Source organism: Chromatiaceae bacterium (assembly GCA_016714645.1).
GTDB lineage: Bacteria > Pseudomonadota > Gammaproteobacteria > Chromatiales > Chromatiaceae > M0108.
In genome coordinates, this window is record JADKCI010000001.1 from 722,556 (window position 1) to 741,159 (window position 18,604).

At 64.7% G+C, this 18,604-nt stretch carries 18 protein-coding genes and 1 pseudogene; 11 read left to right on the forward strand and 8 right to left on the reverse strand.

Features of this window, described 5'->3' with window-relative positions; genetic code table 11:
- The first annotated feature begins 30 nt into the window (after nucleotides 1–30).
- The 6 genes from murB (at nucleotide 31) to IPN92_03305 (ending at nucleotide 6,520) form a co-directional block, all read left to right on the forward strand.
- Nucleotides 31–927: a UDP-N-acetylmuramate dehydrogenase gene (gene murB, locus IPN92_03280; GenBank protein MBK8637338.1), complete on the forward strand. Its 897-nt coding sequence runs from the start codon at nucleotides 31–33 to the stop codon at nucleotides 925–927.
- Nucleotides 924–1,841, forward strand: coding sequence for a D-alanine--D-alanine ligase (locus tag IPN92_03285; protein MBK8637339.1), 918 nt, complete (start codon nucleotides 924–926; stop codon nucleotides 1,839–1,841). The genes murB and IPN92_03285 overlap by 4 nt, the downstream gene beginning before the upstream one ends.
- Entirely contained in the window at nucleotides 1,834–2,733 is a 900-nt protein-coding gene (locus IPN92_03290; GenBank protein MBK8637340.1) for a cell division protein FtsQ/DivIB, read from the forward strand. The genes IPN92_03285 and IPN92_03290 overlap by 8 nt, the downstream gene beginning before the upstream one ends.
- Nucleotides 2,734–2,738: 5 nt before the next feature.
- Nucleotides 2,739–3,974, forward strand: coding sequence for a cell division protein FtsA (ftsA, locus tag IPN92_03295; protein ID MBK8637341.1), 1,236 nt, complete (start codon nucleotides 2,739–2,741; stop codon nucleotides 3,972–3,974).
- A 146-nt stretch (nucleotides 3,975–4,120) separates the two neighbouring features.
- On the forward strand, nucleotides 4,121–5,269 hold the full coding sequence (gene ftsZ, locus IPN92_03300) for a cell division protein FtsZ (GenBank protein MBK8637342.1): 1,149 nt from the start codon (nucleotides 4,121–4,123) through the stop codon (nucleotides 5,267–5,269).
- A gap of 336 nt (nucleotides 5,270–5,605) precedes the next feature.
- Complete coding sequence (locus tag IPN92_03305) at nucleotides 5,606–6,520, forward strand: UDP-3-O-acyl-N-acetylglucosamine deacetylase (protein ID MBK8637343.1); 915 nt, start codon at nucleotides 5,606–5,608, stop codon at nucleotides 6,518–6,520.
- A gap of 39 nt (nucleotides 6,521–6,559) precedes the next feature.
- On the opposite strand, the gene IPN92_03310 is transcribed toward IPN92_03305, so the two are convergent.
- Nucleotides 6,560–7,012 (reverse strand): DUF721 domain-containing protein, encoded by a 453-nt coding sequence (locus IPN92_03310; GenBank protein ID MBK8637344.1) that lies wholly within the window; start codon nucleotides 7,010–7,012, stop codon nucleotides 6,560–6,562.
- A gap of 153 nt (nucleotides 7,013–7,165) precedes the next feature.
- Between IPN92_03310 and IPN92_03315 the strand changes: the two genes are divergently transcribed.
- The 3 genes from IPN92_03315 (at nucleotide 7,166) to argJ (ending at nucleotide 12,376) form a co-directional block, all read left to right on the forward strand.
- A complete protein-coding gene (locus tag IPN92_03315; protein MBK8637345.1) occupies nucleotides 7,166–8,086 on the forward strand; it encodes a M23 family metallopeptidase in 921 nt (306 codons plus the stop codon).
- 157 nt (nucleotides 8,087–8,243) lie between these two features.
- Nucleotides 8,244–11,057, forward strand: coding sequence for a preprotein translocase subunit SecA (gene secA / locus IPN92_03320; protein MBK8637346.1), 2,814 nt, complete (start codon nucleotides 8,244–8,246; stop codon nucleotides 11,055–11,057).
- 107 nt (nucleotides 11,058–11,164) lie between these two features.
- A complete protein-coding gene (gene argJ, locus IPN92_03325; GenBank protein ID MBK8637347.1) occupies nucleotides 11,165–12,376 on the forward strand; it encodes a bifunctional glutamate N-acetyltransferase/amino-acid acetyltransferase ArgJ in 1,212 nt (403 codons plus the stop codon).
- Between the two features lie 29 nt (nucleotides 12,377–12,405).
- Here argJ and IPN92_03330 read toward each other — a convergent pair whose 3' ends face one another.
- The 6 genes from IPN92_03330 to pip all read right to left on the reverse strand — a co-directional run bounded on the left by IPN92_03330 (nucleotide 12,406) and on the right by pip (nucleotide 16,133).
- On the reverse strand, nucleotides 12,406–12,720 hold the full coding sequence (locus IPN92_03330; GenBank protein MBK8637348.1) for a phosphoribosyl-ATP diphosphatase: 315 nt from the start codon (nucleotides 12,718–12,720) through the stop codon (nucleotides 12,406–12,408).
- 3 nt (nucleotides 12,721–12,723) lie between these two features.
- Nucleotides 12,724–13,113: a phosphoribosyl-AMP cyclohydrolase gene (hisI, locus tag IPN92_03335; protein ID MBK8637349.1), complete on the reverse strand. Its 390-nt coding sequence runs from the start codon at nucleotides 13,111–13,113 to the stop codon at nucleotides 12,724–12,726.
- Nucleotides 13,114–13,173: 60 nt separating this feature from the next.
- Nucleotides 13,174–13,914, reverse strand: a complete 741-nt coding sequence (gene hisA, locus IPN92_03340; GenBank protein ID MBK8637350.1) for a 1-(5-phosphoribosyl)-5-[(5-phosphoribosylamino)methylideneamino]imidazole-4-carboxamide isomerase — start codon at nucleotides 13,912–13,914, stop codon at nucleotides 13,174–13,176.
- A gap of 37 nt (nucleotides 13,915–13,951) precedes the next feature.
- On the reverse strand, nucleotides 13,952–14,557 hold the full coding sequence (gene hisB / locus IPN92_03345) for an imidazoleglycerol-phosphate dehydratase HisB (GenBank protein MBK8637351.1): 606 nt from the start codon (nucleotides 14,555–14,557) through the stop codon (nucleotides 13,952–13,954).
- Between the two features lie 125 nt (nucleotides 14,558–14,682).
- Nucleotides 14,683–15,120: a D-tyrosyl-tRNA(Tyr) deacylase gene (locus IPN92_03350; protein ID MBK8637352.1), complete on the reverse strand. Its 438-nt coding sequence runs from the start codon at nucleotides 15,118–15,120 to the stop codon at nucleotides 14,683–14,685.
- Between the two features lie 20 nt (nucleotides 15,121–15,140).
- Nucleotides 15,141–16,133 carry a prolyl aminopeptidase gene (pip, locus tag IPN92_03355; protein ID MBK8637353.1) on the reverse strand — a complete coding sequence of 331 codons (993 nt, stop codon included), beginning with the start codon at nucleotides 16,131–16,133 and terminating at the stop codon, nucleotides 15,141–15,143.
- A gap of 260 nt (nucleotides 16,134–16,393) precedes the next feature.
- Between pip and IPN92_03360 the strand changes: the two genes are divergently transcribed.
- Nucleotides 16,394–17,113, forward strand: a complete 720-nt coding sequence (locus tag IPN92_03360) for a phosphodiester glycosidase family protein (protein ID MBK8637354.1) — start codon at nucleotides 16,394–16,396, stop codon at nucleotides 17,111–17,113.
- Nucleotides 17,114–17,248: 135 nt separating this feature from the next.
- Nucleotides 17,249–18,149, forward strand: a pseudogene (locus IPN92_03365) (aspartyl protease family protein).
- Nucleotides 18,150–18,175: 26 nt separating this feature from the next.
- Here the strand turns inward: IPN92_03365 and IPN92_03370 are convergent.
- Nucleotides 18,176–18,463 carry a hypothetical protein gene (locus IPN92_03370; protein ID MBK8637355.1) on the reverse strand — a complete coding sequence of 96 codons (288 nt, stop codon included), beginning with the start codon at nucleotides 18,461–18,463 and terminating at the stop codon, nucleotides 18,176–18,178.
- Nucleotides 18,464–18,604: the final 141 nt, after the last annotated feature.

Consider the following 18,604-nt stretch of genomic DNA (forward strand, 5'->3'; position numbering starts at 1 on the left):
GCGCCTCGCGCCTTCCCGGGGTGGCGGCCGATGAGTGGCGCCGCTTCCCCCCCGCGCGGCGAGCTCCGCCTGGACGAGCCCCTGGCGCGCCATACCAGTTGGCGGGTGGGCGGGCCGGCCAAGCGTTTCTATCGCCCGGCGGACGCAGCGGATCTGGTAGCCTTTTTGGGCACCCTGGACGCCGGGGAGCCGCTGCTCTGGCTAGGTTTGGGGAGCAACCTCCTGGTCGGTGACGAGGGCTTCGCCGGTACGGTCATCCAGACTCAGGGCCGCATGGGCGCCCTGGAGCGGTTGGGTGACCTGGGGCTGAGGGCGGAATGCGGTGTCTCCTGTGCCAGCGCCGCGCGCTTCGCCGCCCGCGCGGGCCTGGCTGGGATCGAGTTCCTGGCCGGCATCCCGGGGACCCTGGGTGGGGCCCTGGCCCTGAACGCCGGGGCCCACGGCGGCGAGACCTGGGGACGGGTGCGCAAGGTCATGACGGTGGATCGTGCGGGTCGGGTGCGGGAGCGGCTCCCCGCGGATTTCCAGGTTGGCTATCGCCAGGTCGAGGGGCCAGGGGAAGAGTGGTTCCTTGCGGTTGAATTAGCCCTGGAGGCCGGCGAGCCCGCGGCTTGTCAGGCCCGCATTCGCGACCTGCTGGAGCGACGCAACCAGTCCCAGCCCATCGGCCAGCCGAGTTGCGGGTCCGTTTTTCGCAATCCTCCCGGGGATTATGCCGCGCGCCTGATCGAGGCCGCGGGCCTCAAGGGCGAGTGCGAGGGCGGCGCCCAGGTTTCGACCCGGCACGCGAATTTCATTATCAATACCGGCGGCGCCAGTGCCCATGACATCCTGCGGCTGATCGAGCGGGTGCGGGCGACGGTGGCCAGGCACAGCGGCGTGATGCTGCGGACCGAGGTCCATTTCATCGGAGGAGAGACGGCATGAATCCGGACGTGGCCCATTTCGGCAAGGTGGCCTTGCTCCTGGGAGGCACCTCGGCGGAGCGCGAGATCTCACTCAGGAGCGGCCAGGCCGTGCTCGCCGCCCTGCGGCGCCGGGGGGTGGCCGTAGAGCCCCTCGACCCGGATGCCAGCGTCCTGGAGCGGCTGCGGCTGGGGGGCTACGACCGGGTCTTTATCATGCTCCACGGCCGGGGGGGCGAGGATGGTCAAATTCAGGGTGCCCTGGAGACCCTGGGCCTGCCTTACACGGGTTCAGGCGTCCTGGGCTCGGCCCTGGGCATGGACAAATATCGCTGCAAGCTGGCCTGGCAGGGCGCGGGCCTGCCCACGGCGGACTTCGTGCCGCTCCGTGAGAAGGGTGACCTGTCGCGAGCGGCGGCCCTGGGCTTTCCCCTCATGATCAAACCGGCCCACGAGGGCTCCAGTATTGGCATGGCGCGGGTGGAAGACGAGGAGCAACTGGCCTCGGCCTGGGGCGAGGCGGCGCGTTATGACCGCCTCGTAATCGCCGAGCGGTGGCTGTCCGGCCCAGAGTTTACCTGCGCCATCCTGGGCGATGAGGCCTTGCCCATGATACGGCTGGAGACGCCCCGCGCCTTTTACGACTATCAGGCCAAATATTTCGCCGATGACACCCGCTACCTCTGCCCCTGCGGACTGGCCCCGGAGGAGGAGCGGCGTCTGCAGGCCCTGGCCCTCGCGGCCTTCGAGGCCGTCGGCGCCCGGGGCTGGGGTCGGGTGGACCTGATGCTGGACGGGGAGGGAGCACCCCATCTGCTGGAGATCAACACGGTGCCCGGCATGACCGACCATAGCCTGGTGCCCATGGCGGCCAAGGCCCGAGGGATCGGCTTTGATGAACTGGTCTGGCGCATCCTGGAGACCAGCCTTGAATAGGGTGGTTCCCCTCATGGTCAGGCAGCCGTCTCATCCGCCGGTACCCAGGCTGGATCCCAAGGTGGCCTGGCGGCTGTTCAAGGGCTTCTCCGGCCTGATGCTGATCGCCCTCCTGATTGCCGGAGCCCACTGGCTGCTGCGTCTGGAGTCCGAATATCTGCCGGTGCGGGTGGTCAGTATCGAGGGCGAGGTGCGGCAGATGACCTTGCAGCAGATCCAGGATCGGGTCGGCCAGACGCTGGATGCGGGTATTCTTACCCAGGACCTGGCGGCCATCCAGTCCACGATCAAGGAGTTGTCCTGGATAAGCAGCGCGGGAGTGCGCCGTGCCTGGCCGGACCGGCTGGTGATCTCGGTCCGGGAGCATAAACCCCTGGCCCGTTGGGGCGATGATAGTCTGGTAACCGCCGAGGGCCGCGTTTTCCGGCCAGACCGACACGAAATACCCCATGGCCTGCCGCGTCTGTCGGGTCCCGATGATCAGGGGCCGCAAGTGGTGGCGCGATTCCAGGCCTGGCAGCCCTTGCTCAAGGCTCAGGGTCTGTCCATCCTGGCCCTCGAGGATGATCCCCGGGGGGCTTGGACCCTGACGACCGATGCCGGCTTTAACCTCTTGCTGGGCAAGACGGAGGTCGATTCACGCCTGGAGCGCTTCCTGCGTGCCTATCCCCACATCCTGGCGGCGGGGCGGCCGGCACGTGTGGATATGCGATATAGTAATGGTTTAGCAGTAAGCTGGTCCGGCGCCAGGCTTGCTCGGGAAACCGAGCCGAGCACCGGCTGGTTTGTCCAGGCCGGTCCCGCTGGCAAGTCCTCGGGCTCCACCCCCGATCCCACCCCCTTTCCCCACCTTGGACCGCCGGTCGAGATCCGACGGTCGTCCCGGAGTTAGCCCAGATGGCGCGGCGCGGCGATAAAAATTTGTTAGTGGGGCTGGATATTGGCACCTCCAAGATCGCCTGCCTGGTGGGCGAGGAACGGGAGGATGGCCTGATCGAAATCGTTGGGGTCGGCACCCACCCCTCGCGGGGCCTCAAGCGCGGCGTGGTGGTGGACATCGAATCCACGGTGCAGTCCATCCAGCGCGCCGTGGAGGAGGCGGAGCTGATGGCCGGCTGCGAGATCCATTCGGTCCACGCGGGTATCGCCGGTAGTCATATTCGCAGCCTGAGTTCCCATGGGATCACCGCCATAAAGGATCGGGAGGTGAGTCAGGCCGACATGGATCGGGTCATCGACGCCGCCCGGGCGGTCGCTATTCCAGCGGATCAGCGGATTCTCCATGTGCTGCCCCAGGAATTCATCATCGACGGCCAGGAGGGTATCCGCGAGCCCATCGGCATGTGCGGTGTCCGTCTGGAGGCACGGGTCCATTTGGTCACGGGTGCCGTCAGTGCGGCCCAGAATATCGTCAAGTGCATCCGCCGCTGTGGCCTGGAGGTGGATGATCTGGTGCTGGAGCAACTCGGTTCGAGCTACGCGGTGCTGGGGGAGGACGAGAAGGAGTTGGGCGTCTGTCTCATCGATATCGGCGGGGGTACCACGGACCTGGCGATCTTCACAGATGGCGCTATCCAGCACACGGCGGTCATTCCCATCGCCGGGGATCAGGTGACCAATGACATTGCCGTGGCCCTGCGCACCCCGACCCAGTATGCGGAGCGGATCAAGGTCCGCCATGCCTGCGCCCTGGCCCATCTCGCGGGAGGGGGCGAAATGATCGAGGTGCCGAGTATTGGCGAGCGCCCCCCCCGCCGCCTGTCCCGTCAGACCCTGGCCGAGGTGGTGGAACCCCGTTACGAGGAGTTGCTGAACCTGGCCCTGGCGGAGTTGCGCCGCACCGGCCTGGAGGCCAAGGTCGCCAGCGGTGTCGTCATGACGGGTGGCAGTTCCAAGATGGCGGGGCTCATGGACCTGGCGGAGGAGGTCTTCCATATGCCCGTCCGCCTAGGCCACCCCCAGAATGCCGTGGGACTGGAGGAGGTGATGTGTAATCCCATCCATGCCACCGGGGTTGGCCTGCTCCTCTATGCCCGCCAAAACCGTTTCGCATTCCGGTCCCTGCCGAAAGAGAGGCAGGGATTCAAGGGGGTACTGGGGCGGATGAAGAATTGGTTCCAGGGGAATTTCTGAGTTTTTCCACGGCCTTCGGGGGTCGTGGCCGACGTCGCTCTGGTCGGGGACGTCAAGATGTGGATCGGGGCTATTCAGGTTAGCAGTTCTGGGTGGCAAGAGAATAAAACCTTTTTATATCAAATAATTGTGAGAGGATTGAATTAATGTTCGAGCTGATGGATACCCATACCCAGAGCGCCGTCATCAAGGTCATCGGCGTTGGTGGCGGTGGCGGCAATGCCGTTAACCACATGATGGAATCCTCCATTGAAGGCGTGGAATTCATCTGCGCCAATACGGATGCCCAGGCACTGAAGCATTCCAGTGTTAAAACCATCCTGCAACTGGGCGCGGCCATCACCAAGGGACTGGGCGCCGGCGCCAGTCCCCTCGTTGGCCGCCAGGCGGCGGAGGAGGATCGGGACCGGATCCGCGATGCCCTGGAAGGGGCCGATATGGTCTTCATCACCGCCGGCATGGGCGGTGGCACGGGCACCGGCGCCACCCCCGTGGTTGCCGAAGTCGCCAAGGAGTTGGGAATCCTGACGGTGGCGGTGGTGACCAAGCCCTTCCCCTTCGAGGGCGGCAAGCGCATGAAGATCGCCGAGGAGGGTATCGAGGCCCTCGCGAGCCGGGTCGATTCCCTCATCACCATTCCCAACGAGAAACTGCTGGCGGTGCTGGGCAAGGAAATGAGCCTGCTCAATGCCTTCAGGGCCGCCAACGACGTCCTGCTCAATGCGACCCGGGGTGTCGCCGAACTCATTACCCGTCACGGCCTCATTAACGTGGACTTTGCCGACGTCAAGACCGTCATGTCCGAGATGGGCGAGGCGATGATGGGCATGGGCGCGGCGACGGGGGTGAACCGGGCGCGCGAGGCGGCGGAGGCGGCCATCAACAGTCCGCTCCTGGGCGATATCGACCTCTCGGGCGCCAAGGGTATCCTGGTCAACATCACCGCCGGTATGGATCTCACCATCGGTGAGTTCGACGAGGTAGGTAACACGGTCCGTGACTTCGCCGACGAGGATGCCACCGTGGTGGTTGGCACCGTCATCGACCCTGACCTGGACGACGAGATGCGGGTTACCGTGGTCGCCACCGGCCTCGGGGGCAATCGTGGCCGCGGGAGTGCTCAGGGGCGCAACGATAGTCCCCGGCTGCACGTGGTGGCCAATGACCGCACCACGCCCAAGGCCTCCAGCTACGCGGATCCCTTTGGCCGTAAATCCAAGTCCTCCGCCGCCGATACGCAGCCCGACCTGGATTATCTGGACATCCCCGCCTTCCTGCGTCGCCAGGCGGACTGAGACCCTTCCGTCGGGATGGGCTCGGCCTGGGTCGGCCAGGCCCATCCTGGAGGAGCGCATGAGACGTGCCGCCGGTGGTCCAGGGCCACCGGCGGATGCTGTCGTGACTTCCCTCCCCTTGACGTCTTCGTTGGCGCTGGCCTTCGAGAAGAAAATCAATACGATTTTCTTGCAACAAAACCCGGCTCGGGATAATAATGCGGGTAAACCCTTAGGGGTTGGAGCGCGGTTTTTCGCTGTCAGCGGAAAAAGGGCGCCATCCCAATAAATTAGGCCAAACGGGGATCAACCCCGGCCATATCCGGTTCAGCAACGGGCACCAGGAGGAGAGGGGCGATGATCAGGCAGCGTACGCTCAAAAATGTCATCCGCGCCACGGGCGTCGGCTTGCACACCGGTGACAAGGTCTACCTGACCCTGCGACCCGCGGCCCCGGACACCGGCATTGTCTTTCGCCGCACCGATCTTGCCGTGCCGGTGGATATCCCTGCCTGCCCGCTGAATGTGGGCGATACCCGCCTATCCACCACTCTGGTCAAGGACGGCGTGCGCATCTCGACCGTGGAGCATCTGCTCTCGGCCTTCGCTGGCCTGGGCATCGACAATGCCTATGTGGATGTCAGCGCGGCGGAGGTCCCCATCATGGATGGCAGTGCCGGCCCCTTCGTCTTCCTCATCCAGTCGGCGGGCATCGAGGAGCAGAATCGCGCCAAGCGTTTTGTGCGCATCAAGCGCCGGGTCCGGGTGGAGGATGGCGACAAGTATGCCATGTTCGAGCCCTATGACGGCTTCAAGGTGGAATTTGCCATCGATTTCGATCATCCAGCCTTCCCCTCCCGTACCCGTGCGGCGACCGTGGATCTGTCCGCCACCTCTTTCGTCAAGGAGGTTAGCCGGGCCCGTACCTTCGGCTTTCTGCGCGACATCGAGGCCCTGCGCCAGCAGAACCTGGCTTTAGGTGGGAGCATGGATAATGCGGTGGTGGTGGATGACTACCGGGTGCTTAACGAGGAAGGGCTGCGTTACGAGGACGAGTTTGTCCGACATAAGATCCTGGATGCCATCGGCGACCTTTATCTGCTGGGGCATTCCCTGATTGGGGCCTTCCGAGGCTACAAATCGGGTCATGGCCTGAATAATCAGCTCCTGCGCGCCCTGATCGCCGACCGGTCCGCCTGGGAAGAGGTCACCTACGAAGAGGATGGCGCCGCTTCGGCGCGCGTCCGCCGCCTGCAGTTGGCCATCGCCTGATACTCTCCCTTCCCCTCTGGGCCAGCTAGCCGCGCCGGGTTAAATGTCCCCGGCCCCGGCTTGTGCCAGCCGGCACAGCGCCCGCCCCAGTTCCGTATCACCCTGCGCCTCCCCCGCCTGCCTGAGCAGGGATGCCGTGGCCGGGGATATCCGCGCCCGGGGTCTTGCCACGTCCGGAGCGCGCCTGGCAACCGCCAGGGGCTGGACGCGCACCTGGCATGCCGCTATTTCCCCCTGGATGCTGCCCAGATTGGCCGTAAACTCCGGGGCCTGAAAGCGCAGTCGCGAGGCCCAGGCCGGTGAGTCCGTGACCAGGGTCAGCTTACCCTCCTCCAGGGTGGCGTAAAGGCAATGGGCGTCGAGCGGGGGCGCCAGGCGAGCGCGGATGGTTTGCAATAATTGGCGCTGCCCGTCGATGAGGGCTAGCAGCGCGCCCCGGGTCTCGCTGTCGCTCAGGCAGCGGAGGGCGTGGCGGAGGGGTTTGATGGCCATGGCGTGAAGAGGTTCGGAGGTTGTTTCAATAAATTGATTTATAAATAATAATTAGAAGACCCAGATGACCTGGAGGGGGTTTTGACCATTTTTTCTTGGCGGGGAGGGCGTTGTCCGGTAAGATAACCGAGTTTTTTGCAACGGAATTACTGGATGAAAAACTGCATTTCGCACCGATGTCATGTTGGCATTGGGCCCCGGGCGCAGCTTTGGCTCAGTGTCCTGGTCCTTGCCCTAGTGGTTGCTGGCGCGGGTGCCGCCGGCTTTTGGTACGGTCAGATCCGTTTGGCGAGCGAGGCACGCGGCGATCAGGGTTCCCTGCTTTTGGCCTCCCTGGTCAAGAAGCGAGGCGATGATCTCGCGATCAGTGAGTTGGCATCCTCGGGCGAGCTTGATGCCCTCAGCCTCAAGCTCGGTCAGATGCAGGCGGAAATCCTCCGTCTCAACGCCCTTGGCGAACGACTGGTGGAAAAGGCCGGCCTCAGTCCCGAGGAATTCGACTTTCAGTATACCCCTCCCCAGGGTGGTCCCGAATCCCATGAGACTCTGCCCTCCTCCACCGATGAATTCGCCCTGGAGATGGCCCGCCTGTCCGATCAATTGTTGGATCGAGGCCGCAAGCTCAGGTTGCTCGACCAGTTAACCACGGAGCGGGAGTTGGGGGAAGAGAGTCTGGTCACGGGCCTTCCGGTCCGATCTGGTTATGTATCGTCCTACTTTGGGGTGCGTAAGGACCCCATCCATGGCGGCCGCGGCTTCCACAGTGGCATCGACTACGCCGGCAAGATGGGTAGCGACATACTGGCCGTCGCGGATGGCATGGTCATCTTCGGTGACTCGGCCAGTGGCTATGGGCGAACGGTGGAGATTCGCCACGCCAATGGGCTGGTGACCCGCTATGCCCACTGCAAGAAGCTGCTGGTCGAGGTGGGCGATCTGGTGACCAAGGGCCAGGTAATCGCGACCTTGGGCAATAGCGGTCGCTCCACGGGACCCCACCTTCATTTCGAGGTGCTCAAGGATGGGGTGGCTATGAATCCCTTGCGATTGGCGGGCCTTGATCTCCCCAAGTAGGACTATTGGCCCCCTGGGTATATCGCGGCGGCGACCATAACCCTCTTTCCGACCCGATCCAGCCCCGGCGATACGCTCGCAGGGCAATCGGGTTCGGCTTCGTAACCGCTCTTGCGGTATTATTTCCCCAGTTTTTTCCACTCCGGACAATCCCCGCATGGTCACTAATCTGCTCAAAAAAGTCTTCGGCAGCCGCAATGATCGGCTGGTGAAGAAGATGTCCAAGACCGTCGCGGAGATTACCGCCCTGGAGCCGGCGGTGGAAAAGCTCTCCGATGAGGCCTTGCGGGCCAAGACCGATGAGTTTCGTGACCGTTTGGCGGCGGGTGCCCACCTGGATACCCTGATGGGCGAGTCCTTCGCCGTCGTGCGCGAGGCCGGACGGCGGGTACTGGGCATGCGCCACTTCGATGTTCAGATGATCGGCGGCATGGTGCTTAACGACGGCCGCATCGCCGAGATGCGTACCGGCGAGGGTAAGACCCTGGTGGCGACCCTGGCCGCTTATCTCAATGCCTTGCCCGGCAAGGGCGTGCACGTGGTCACGGTCAATGACTATCTGGCCCGTCGCGACGCGGCCTGGATGGGACGTATCTATACCTTCCTGGGGCTCTCGGTCGGCGTCATCAACTCCTCGGGCGGCCTGGGCCCGGACGCCGCCTCCTATGCCCTGGATTTTGATTTTGAACCGACCGCCGGCGGCCCGGGTTACCGGTATCTGCGTGCCGTTACCCGGCGCGAGGCCTATGCCGCCGATATTACCTACGGCACCAACAACGAATTCGGCTTCGATTACCTGCGCGATAATATGGCCTTTACGCCCGAGCAGCGAGTCCAGCGCGACCCCTGCTATGCCATCGTGGACGAGGTGGACTCGATCCTCATCGACGAGGCGCGGACCCCGCTCATTATCTCGGGCCCATCCGAGGGCAGTACGGATAACTACAAAAAAATCGACGCCATCATCCCGCACTTGACCCGCCAGGACCCCATCACCAACGAGGAGGGTAAGCCGGACTTCGGTCCCGGCGACTACTCGGTGGACGAGAAGGCCCGCCAGGCTTTCCTGAGCGAGGAAGGCCATCAGCATGTCGAGGAAATGTTGTCCGACATGGGCCTGCTCGGCGAGGGCGAGAGCCTCTACGACCCGGCCAACATCGCCCTCATGCACCATGTCTATGCCGCTCTGCGCGCCCACGTCCTCTTCCACAGGAATGTGGAATATATCGTGCGTGACGGCCAGATCGTGATCGTGGACGAATTCACGGGCCGCACCATGCCGGGACGGCGCTGGTCCGAGGGACTGCACCAGGCGGTGGAGGCCAAGGAGGGGGTGGCCATCCAGCAGGAAAATCAGACTCTGGCATCCATCACCTTCCAGAATCTCTTCCGCCTCTACCCCAAACTGGCGGGCATGACCGGCACGGCGGATACCGAGGCCTATGAATTCCAGCAGATCTACGGCCTGGAGGTGGTGGTCATCCCCACCAACCAACCCATGATCCGCGATGACCGTGGCGATTTGGTCTTTCTTACCGCCAAGGAAAAGTACCAGGCCATCATCGAGGACATTCGCGACTGCGTGAAGAGCGGCCAGCCGGCCCTGGTCGGCACGGCCTCCATCGAGACCTCCGAGCTCATCTCGGGGCTTCTTAAGGCGGAAAAGATCCCTCACGAGGTCCTGAACGCCAAGCAGCACGAGCGCGAGGCGGGCATCATCGCCCAGGCTGGCCGACCGGGGGCCGTGACCATCGCCACCAACATGGCGGGCCGCGGCACCGACATCGTGCTTGGCGGGAGCCTGGATGCCGAACTGGAGGAGATCAGGGACGAGGCCCAGCGCCTGGCGGCCCGGGAGGCCTGGAAGATTCGCCACGCCCAGGTCATCGCCTCGGGTGGTCTGCATGTCGTGGGTACCGAGCGCCACGAATCCCGCCGCATTGACAACCAGTTGCGGGGCCGGTCCGGCCGTCAGGGCGATCCAGGGTCCAGCCGCTTCTACCTGTCCCTGGAAGATAGCCTGATGCGCATCTTCGCCTCCGAGAAGGTTGGGACCATGATGCAGAAGCTCGGCATGCAGGAGGGCGAGGCCATCGAGCACCCCTGGGTGACCAAGGCCATCGAGAATGCCCAGCGTAAGGTCGAGGGCCGCAACTTCGACATCCGCAAACAACTGCTTGAATTCGACGACGTCGCCAATGACCAGCGCAAGGTCATCTATCAGCAACGCCGCGAGTTGATGGATGCCCCGGATGTCTCCGATACCATTGCCGTCTGGCGGGCCGATGTCTTGGGGGCCCTCCTGGATCGCCATATCCCGCCCCAGAGCCTGGAGGAGCAGTGGGATCTGCCGGGCGCCGAGAGAGCCCTGGCCGACCTGGTCGGTGGTGACTGGCCCCTGCGCCCATGGCTGGAGAGCGACGATTCCCTGCACGAGGAGACCTTGCGCCAGCGTGTCCTGGATGACCTGGCGGAGCGCTACGCCGACAAGGAACGGCAGGTCGGACCCGAAGTCATGCGTCAGGTCGAGAAGGCCGTCATGATTCAGACTCTGGATACCCAGTGGAAGGACCACCTCGCCGCCATGGACTATCTGCGCCAGGGTATTCACCTGCGCGGCTATGCCCAGAAGAATCCCAAGCAGGAATACAAGCGCGAGGCCTTTGAAATGTTCTCCGCCATGCTCGACAGCATCAAGTCGGAGGTGGTGGGTACCCTGTCGCGGCTGCAACTGGCCACCGAGGGCGGGGCCGTTCCCCCGCAACCGCGCCAGGTTCCCGAGCGCGAGTTCGAGTTCAAGCACGAGGAATTTCATGGACTCGCCGCCCCCGAGGAACCCACCGGGGCCCCGGCCGGTGGGCATGATCATGAGCGACCCTATGTACGCGAGGACCGCAAGGTCGGTCGCAACGAGCCTTGCCCCTGCGGTTCGGGCAGGAAATTCAAACACTGCCACGGCAAGGCGAGTTGAACTGGCGGCAACTGGCGTCCCCCAGCGCTAGTCCGCTAGGGGTTTGGTCCGCCGGTGTTCCCAGGCGTAAGAAACATTGAGGTCCAAGGGCCAGGTGGGTGGCGGTGATGGGCGACGAGCCGATTCCCTTTGAAGCTGTACCGGGGGTGCGACTGGCGGCGGTGGCCGCCGGTATTCGCTACCAGAACCGTAAAGACCTTTGTCTCATGGAATTGGCCCCCGGTGCCCAATGCGCCGCGGTCTTTACCCGCAATGCTTTCTGCGCCGCGCCCGTGACCCTGGCGCGCCGCCATCTGGCGGCGTCCGCTCCCTGCTATCTGCTCATCAATTCCGGCAACGCCAATGCGGGCACGGGTCACCAGGGCCTGGCCGATGCCGAGGCCAGTTGCGTGGCCCTCGCCGATCTGGCGGGCTGTAGCGCCGAGGCCGTGCTGCCCTTTTCAACCGGCGTGATCGGTGAACCTCTACCCGTCGCGCGCCTCGCGGCGGCTCTGCCCGCCGCTCTGGCCGGCCTGGATGCAGGGGGCTGGCCCCTGGCCGCGCGCGCCATCATGACTACGGATACCCGGCCTAAGCTGACCTCGCGCCGCTTCGGAATCGCGGGAGGTACGGCCGTGGTGACCGGCATCGCCAAGGGCGCGGGCATGATCCGCCCCGACATGGCGACCATGCTGGCCTTTCTGGCGACTGATGCGGCGGTAGAGGGGGCCCTCTTGCAGGCCTGCCTGGCGGAGGCGGTGGCGACCTCCTTCAATGCGATCACGGTCGATGGCGACACCTCCACCAATGATGCCTGCGTCCTGGCCGCCACCGGTACCTTGGGCAATGCCCCCTTGGTGGAGGCGGACTCGCCGGATTATCGGGCCTTATGCGGCGCGGTGGGAGAAGTCTGTCAGGAACTGGCCACCGCCATTGTCCGCGATGGGGAGGGGGCAACCAAGCTGGTGACCCTGGTGGTGGAAGAGGCCGCCGATCGCGGGGAGGCCCGCCGCGTCGCCGATACCATCGCCCATTCGCCCCTGGTCAAGACGGCCCTCTTTGCCTCGGACCCCAACTGGGGCAGGATTCTGGCCGCCGTGGGTCGGTCGGGTCTGGAGGGGCTCGACATCGACCGGGTGCGCATCTGGCTCGGCGATACCCTGGTGGTCCGCGATGGCGGTCGCGATCCTGGCTATACGGAGCAGGCGGGCCGGGAAGCCATGGCGGGTCCCGAGATTGGCATTCGCGTCGCTCTGGGCCGTGGCCAGGCCAGCACCCAGGTCCTGACCTGCGACCTCTCTTACGATTACGTCAAGATCAACGCCGAATATCGGACCTGAATCGCCCCGCATGGGGCAGGGGTGCCCGGCTAGGTCCGGGACGCCTTCTCTGTTATCCCCGACAGCCCAAAGCGCCGGTCAAGTTCCGCCAGAACCTGGTCCGGGCCCAGGCCTTGCTGCGCCAGTAGTACCAGGCAGTGAAACCAGAGATCAGCAACCTCGGCGGTGATCCGGACCGGATCGCCATCCTTGGCCGCCATGACGGTCTCGGTGGCCTCCTCGCCGATTTTTTTGAGGATGGCGTCCAGGCCCTTGGCGTAGAGGTGGGCGACGTAGGAGCTGTCCGGCTCGGCCTGCTTGCGTTCCTCCAGGACTAGGGCCAGACGTTCGAGGATGTCGCTCATGAGCTAATGGCCGTAGATGGCGCTGGGGTCCTTGAGCACTGGCTCGACCTCCGCCCAGGCGCCGTCCCGTAACTCGCGGTAGAAGCAGTTATGGCGGCCGGTGTGGCAGGCAATACCCCCCTTCTGTTCCACCTCCAGCAGGATGACGTCGGCGTCACAGTCGAGGCGCAGGGCCTTGAGGAGCTGCTCGTGGCCGGAGGATTCGCCCTTGTGCCAAAGCTTGCCCCGGGAGCGTGACCAATAGACGGCGTGGCCGCTGGCCTGGGTCGCCGCCAGGGCCTCGCGGTTCATCCAGGCCATCATGAGGATCTTGCCGGTGCCGGTCTCCTGGGCGATGGCGGGGACCAGGCCCTGGTCGTTCCATTTGATGGCGTCGAGCCAGTCTGTTGTCATGGCGAATACCGATGGATTTTCAGTGAGGTTTTCAGGAAAGCCCGTGACGAACGGGCGGGTTTAGCCGCCCGCTAGGGTGTCGGCCAGGCGCTGGCCTTCCGCAAAGTCCAGGGTGCCTTCGTAGATGGCCCGGCCGGTGATGGCGGCCCCGATCCCGCTGGCGGCCACGGCGCAGAGGGCGCGAATGTCCTCCAGGTTGGTGATGCCTCCGGAGGCGATGACCGGGATGCGGATGGCCTCGGCCAGGGCGCGGGTGGCGCCCACGTTGGGTCCGGTCATCATGCCGTCGCGGCCAATGTCGGTATAGACGATGGCGGTGACGCCGTCGCCCGCGAAGCGCCCCGCCAGTTCCTCCACCCGATGATTGGTGATCTCGGCCCAGCCCTTGATGGCGATCCGGCCCTCCCGGGCGTCCAGGCCGACGATGACGTGGCCGGGGAAGGCTCGGCAGGCGCGGGCGACGAAGGCGGGGTCCTGGACCGCCTGAGTGCCGATGATGCAGTAGCTGACCCCGGCCTCCAGGTAGGCGGCGATGGTGGCCTCGTCGCGGATACCGCCGCCGACCTGGATGGGCAGGTCCGGATAGGCGGCGGCGATGGCGCGGATGGCGGTGCCGTTGACCGGTTCGCCGGCGAAGGCGCCGTTGAGGTCCACCAGGTGCAGGCGCCGGGCGCCCGCGGCTGCCCAGCGGCCAGCCGTCTGGACGGGGTCGTCGGAGAAGATGGTCTCGTCTTCCATGCGGCCCTGGCGCAGACGCACACAGCGCCCATCCTTGAGGTCAATGGCGGGGATCAGGAGCAAAGGGTGTTACCTCGTGGCGGGGGCCGATAGCGGAGCCTCACAGCGACCCCTTGGTGGAGGGCGTGATGCCGCTCATGCGCGGGTCCGGTTCCAGGGCCATGCGCAGGGCGCGGCCAAAGGCCTTGAAGATGGTTTCGGCCTGGTGATGGGCATTGTGCCCACGCAGGTTGTCGATGTGCAGGGTCAGGGCCGCGTGGTTGACGAGTCCCTGAAAGAATTCCTGGAAGAGGTCCACGTCGAAGGCGCCGATCATGGCGCGGGTGAATTGGACGTGGTAGCTCAAGCCGGGTCGGCCGGAGAGGTCCACCACCACCCGGGAGAGCGCCTCGTCCAGGGGCACATAGGCATGGCCGTAGCGGCGGATGCCCTGCTTGGCGCCGACCGCGCGGGCCAGGGCCTGGCCAAGGGTGATGCCGATATCCTCGGCCGTGTGGTGGGCGTCGATGTGCAGGTCACCCTCGGCCTCGATCTCCAGATCGATGAGTCCGTGGCGCGCCACCTGGTCGAGCATGTGCTCCAGGAAGGGCAGGCCGGTCTTGAACCGTGACAGGCCGGTCCCATCCAAATCGACACTGACCCGGATGCGGGTCTCCAGGGTATTGCGTTCTACGAGGGCGCGGCGGTTGGAAAGAGGTACTGGCACGGGATATCTTTCGGTGAAGGTGTGTCAAGAGATGCCTATTAAACCATAGGCGGGCGGCCTCCGGCTGTTCCATCGCCCTGGCCGGGCCCCGCGGCGGTGGCATGGCGCTGCCCGCAATCGCCCGGTCAGGTTTCCAGCCAAAAGGTCACGGGTCCATCGTTGACCAGGCTCACCCGCATGTCGGCGCCAAAGCGCCCGGACTCGACCCGGGCGTGGCGAGCGCGGGCCGACGCCAGGAGCAGATCGAAGAGGCGGCGACCCTCTTCCGGTGGCGCGGCGGCGGTGAAGCTGGCGCGGGTACCCTTGCGGGTATCCGCCGCCAGGGTGAACTGGGGGATCAGCAGCAGGCCTCCGCCCAGGTCCTTCAGGCTCAGGTTCATGCGGCCCGTGGTGTCGGGGAAGACCCGATAGCCCAGCAGGCGTTCGAGGAGGCGCTCCGCTCGGCAGGCGTCATCCCCTTGTTGCACCCCGACCAGTACCAGCAGCCCCTGACCAATGGCCCCCACCGTCACGTTGCCGACCTCGACGCGCGCCTCGGTCACCCGTTGCAGCAATCCGATCATGGCTACCGTCAGCCCCTGGTTCAGGGTTCAGCGCGGCGCGCCAGAGGGGGCTCGGCTGGGGTTCCGGGCCGGGCAAAGCGGTCGGTAGCCGCGACGAGGGCGGCGCGGGTGCCGGCCTCGAAGGCCGAATGGCCCGCGTCCGGCACCACGACCAGCTCCGCGACGGGCCAAGCCTGGTGGAGTTCCCAGGCCGAGCGCATGGGGCAGATGAGGTCATAGCGCCCCTGGACGATGACGCCGGGTATCTCGGCGAGGCGATGGGCATCCCGCAAGAGTTGCGTCGGCTCCAGGAAGGCCTGGTTGACAAAGTAATGGCACTCGATGCGCGCCAGGGCGAGGGCAAAGTGGGCGCCGGCGAACTGATGTTGCAGGTGAGGATTTTCCAGCAGGGTAGCGGTCCGGCCCTCCCAGAGGGACCAGGCCTTGGCGGCGGCCAGGCGGGCGATCTCGTTATCCCCGGTCAGGCGCCGGTGATAGGCGTGGAGGAGATCCTGCCGCTCCTCCGGGGGAATGGGGGCCAGAAAATCCTGCCACCAGTCCGGGAAGACCCAACGGGCGCCATCCTGATAGAACCAGGCGATCTCCTCCGGTCGGCAGAGAAAGACGCCGCGCACAATCAAGGCCGAGACCCGCTCGGGGTGGGTCTCGGCATAGGCCAGCGCGAGTGTCGAGCCCCAGGAGCCGCCAAAAACCAGCCAGGAGGCAATGCCCAGGCGCTCGCGAATGTGCTCCATGTCCGCCACCAGATGCCAGGTGCTGTTGTTGGCCAACTCGGCGTGGGGTCGCGAACGCCCGGAGCCGCGCTGGTCGAAGAGAATGATGCGGTAGCGTTTTGGATCGAAGAAGCGTCGATGGACCGGATCGCACCCCGCCCCGGGTCCGCCATGCAGGAAAACGGCGGGCAGGCCTTGGGGGTTGCCGCATTCCTCCAGGTAGATATCATGGCCCTCAACCAGCAGTCGCTGGCTGGCGTAGGGCTCGATCGGGGGGTAGAGGTCCGGTGATGTCGACATGATCTTGGGCCTGTTAGGTAGTGTGGCAAGCATAAGGGGCTGGGTGGCGGCTCGCAAGGAACCGGCGCCGGAGAACTCAGCCTGAAACGCGGCCTGGATGCCAAATGGGGGGTGGGCGAGTAGCATGAGCACCTGAGTCCAGGCCAGGTGGTGGGGAGCATTCGGATATGAGGGCCATGATAAGGCGGATGAGACGGGAGCGGACGGCGCCCCAGCCTAGGGGGAGGCGCTGGCTCCTGCCTTGCTGGATGGGAGTGCTGATGGGGGTGTTGATGTCGATGCCGGTATTGGCGGCCACCGCCTTCTCCATTGAGCATCGGGAGACCCAATTCGACGTCTATCGTTTGGAAAAAGGCGAGGAGCAGGCCCTGCGCCTCTTCTGGAAGCGTCCCGATGGCACCCCCTACGCCAGCCTGTACGCCCTGCGCCAGGACCTGGAGGCGCGGGGGCAACAACTGGTATTCGCGGTAAACGGCGGTATCTATTCGCGGGAAATGACGCCCCTGGGCCTCTACATCCAGGACGGCGAGACGCTGGCTCCCCTCAACCGGGGTGGGGGAGGGGGTAACTTCTTCCTCAAGCCCAACGGCGTTTTTTATATTACCGAACAGGGTGCTCAGGTGGTGATGGCGGATACCTATCAGCCCGCGGGCCGGGTGCTCCTGGCCATCCAGTCAGGGCCCATGCTCGTCATCAAGGGTGAACTTCATCCACGCTTCATCCCCGACTACGAAAGTCGGTATGTGCGCAATGGCGTCGGGGTGGATCGCGCGGGGCGGGTGGTGTTTGCGATCTCAGATGGCGAAGTCAATTTCCACGACTTCGGCACCTTGTTCAGGGACCGCCTCGATTGCCCCAACGCCCTCTATCTTGATGGTCAAATCTCCGGGATGTATCTACCCGAGTTGAACCACTACGCCCTCTGGGCTTGGCGCCCCCTGGTCTCCATCATTGGACTCACCCGGCCGATGGGCGAATAAGGCACGACTTGCGGCTGGGCGGACCAGGTTCCTTGGTCTTTAAACGCGGGTGGCGGTGGCGGACTTGGAGATTTCGCTCAGGCTTGCCATACTGGGCTTATCCCTCTCACTCTTCAAACCGAGGCGCTGCCTGGCATGACCCTGTCCACTCTTGGAAGCCTGCGCGGGATTTTGGTGTTAATCCTCCTGGTATCCGCCCCCGCCTGGGGCCAGACGAAGATTCCCATCGGCCCTGAGTTGGAGCGGCTGTCCGCGGCCCATGATTTTACCGTGGTCGGCTTGGCGGTCACGGGCGAGGCCGTTGGCCGGGCCAGCACGGAGGACATTTATCCCCGTCTGCGCAAGCTGTTGGTGGATTTCGATCACATTATCGTGCAGGCCCCAGGGGGGGGGATTGAACGCGTCATCATCCTGGGAGAGAAGATGGCCTATGTGCCACCTTCACCGCCGGTCACCGCTGGGGGGGGCCACCGGGACAGGCCACATCGAACTCAAGACTTCGCGTCGGGGGACCCAGCACGGGGTCCAGGTCTCCCTGGAGGGGGAGGGCGGTAAGCGGGTGTCGCGGGAGTTGTTGGTGGATACGGGGGCGGATTTCCTGGTCCTGCCCTCCTCTCTGCTGGGGGCCCTGGGAATCCCCGCCGATGGTCTGCGCCCCAGTGAGATGCAGACCGCCAATGGTAAAGTTCAGGCGCGTGTCGGCAGCCTACCCGCCATCTGGCTCGGTCAAAGCCGCATCGAAAATATCCGCGTCGCCTTTCTTGATGACGCCAAGCTCGGCAATAGCGGTCTCCTGGGCATGAGCGTACTGAGCCGCTATACCCTTACCATTGATGACAAGGCTGGGCGCCTGACCCTGGACCCCAAGGGGGGCGCCAAGCCGGGCCCGCCGGGAGAGGTAGTTGCCGAGGGGGCACCGGAAGGGGGGCAGGGTATGGAACCCGTGCCCGAAGCGGTAGTTTCGGCGCCGGAGCCACCCGTGGAGCCAACTCCCGATGGGACCCCCGAGGGCGGCCTTCAGGTTCCGGTCAGATAGGCTGACTAGCCTTCACAAATCCCACCTCAGCTCCCGTCCACCCACTGCTGCAGGGCGGTGATCAGGGTCTGAGCCTGGGCACGGCTGGAAATATTGAATTTGGACTGCTGCTGATATTGCCCGTTGCGCTTCTGATAGCGGCGGATGCTGTATTTCTCGGGGCCATAAGCCTCCTTGGCCCGGTCCCAATCCCGATAGCGGAAGAGGATGGTGGTCCAGGCCCCCCGGGAGAGGATGGCCTTGTCAAGTTCCTGGACGGTCTCTATGCCTTCGTCCGTGTAGCTCACCGTCAATTCGTCGATGGTTTCCGCCATGGGTGGATCTCTAGGGTTCTTGATGCTGTTGATGGGCCGGCGACAAGCTTCGCGCCGAAGGAAGCCAGGAGGGCGGCGATGTCGCACCGGCGGCTGGCGTTGGCAAGGGGCCAGGGGAGATTCGCTAAATCTTATAGTAGG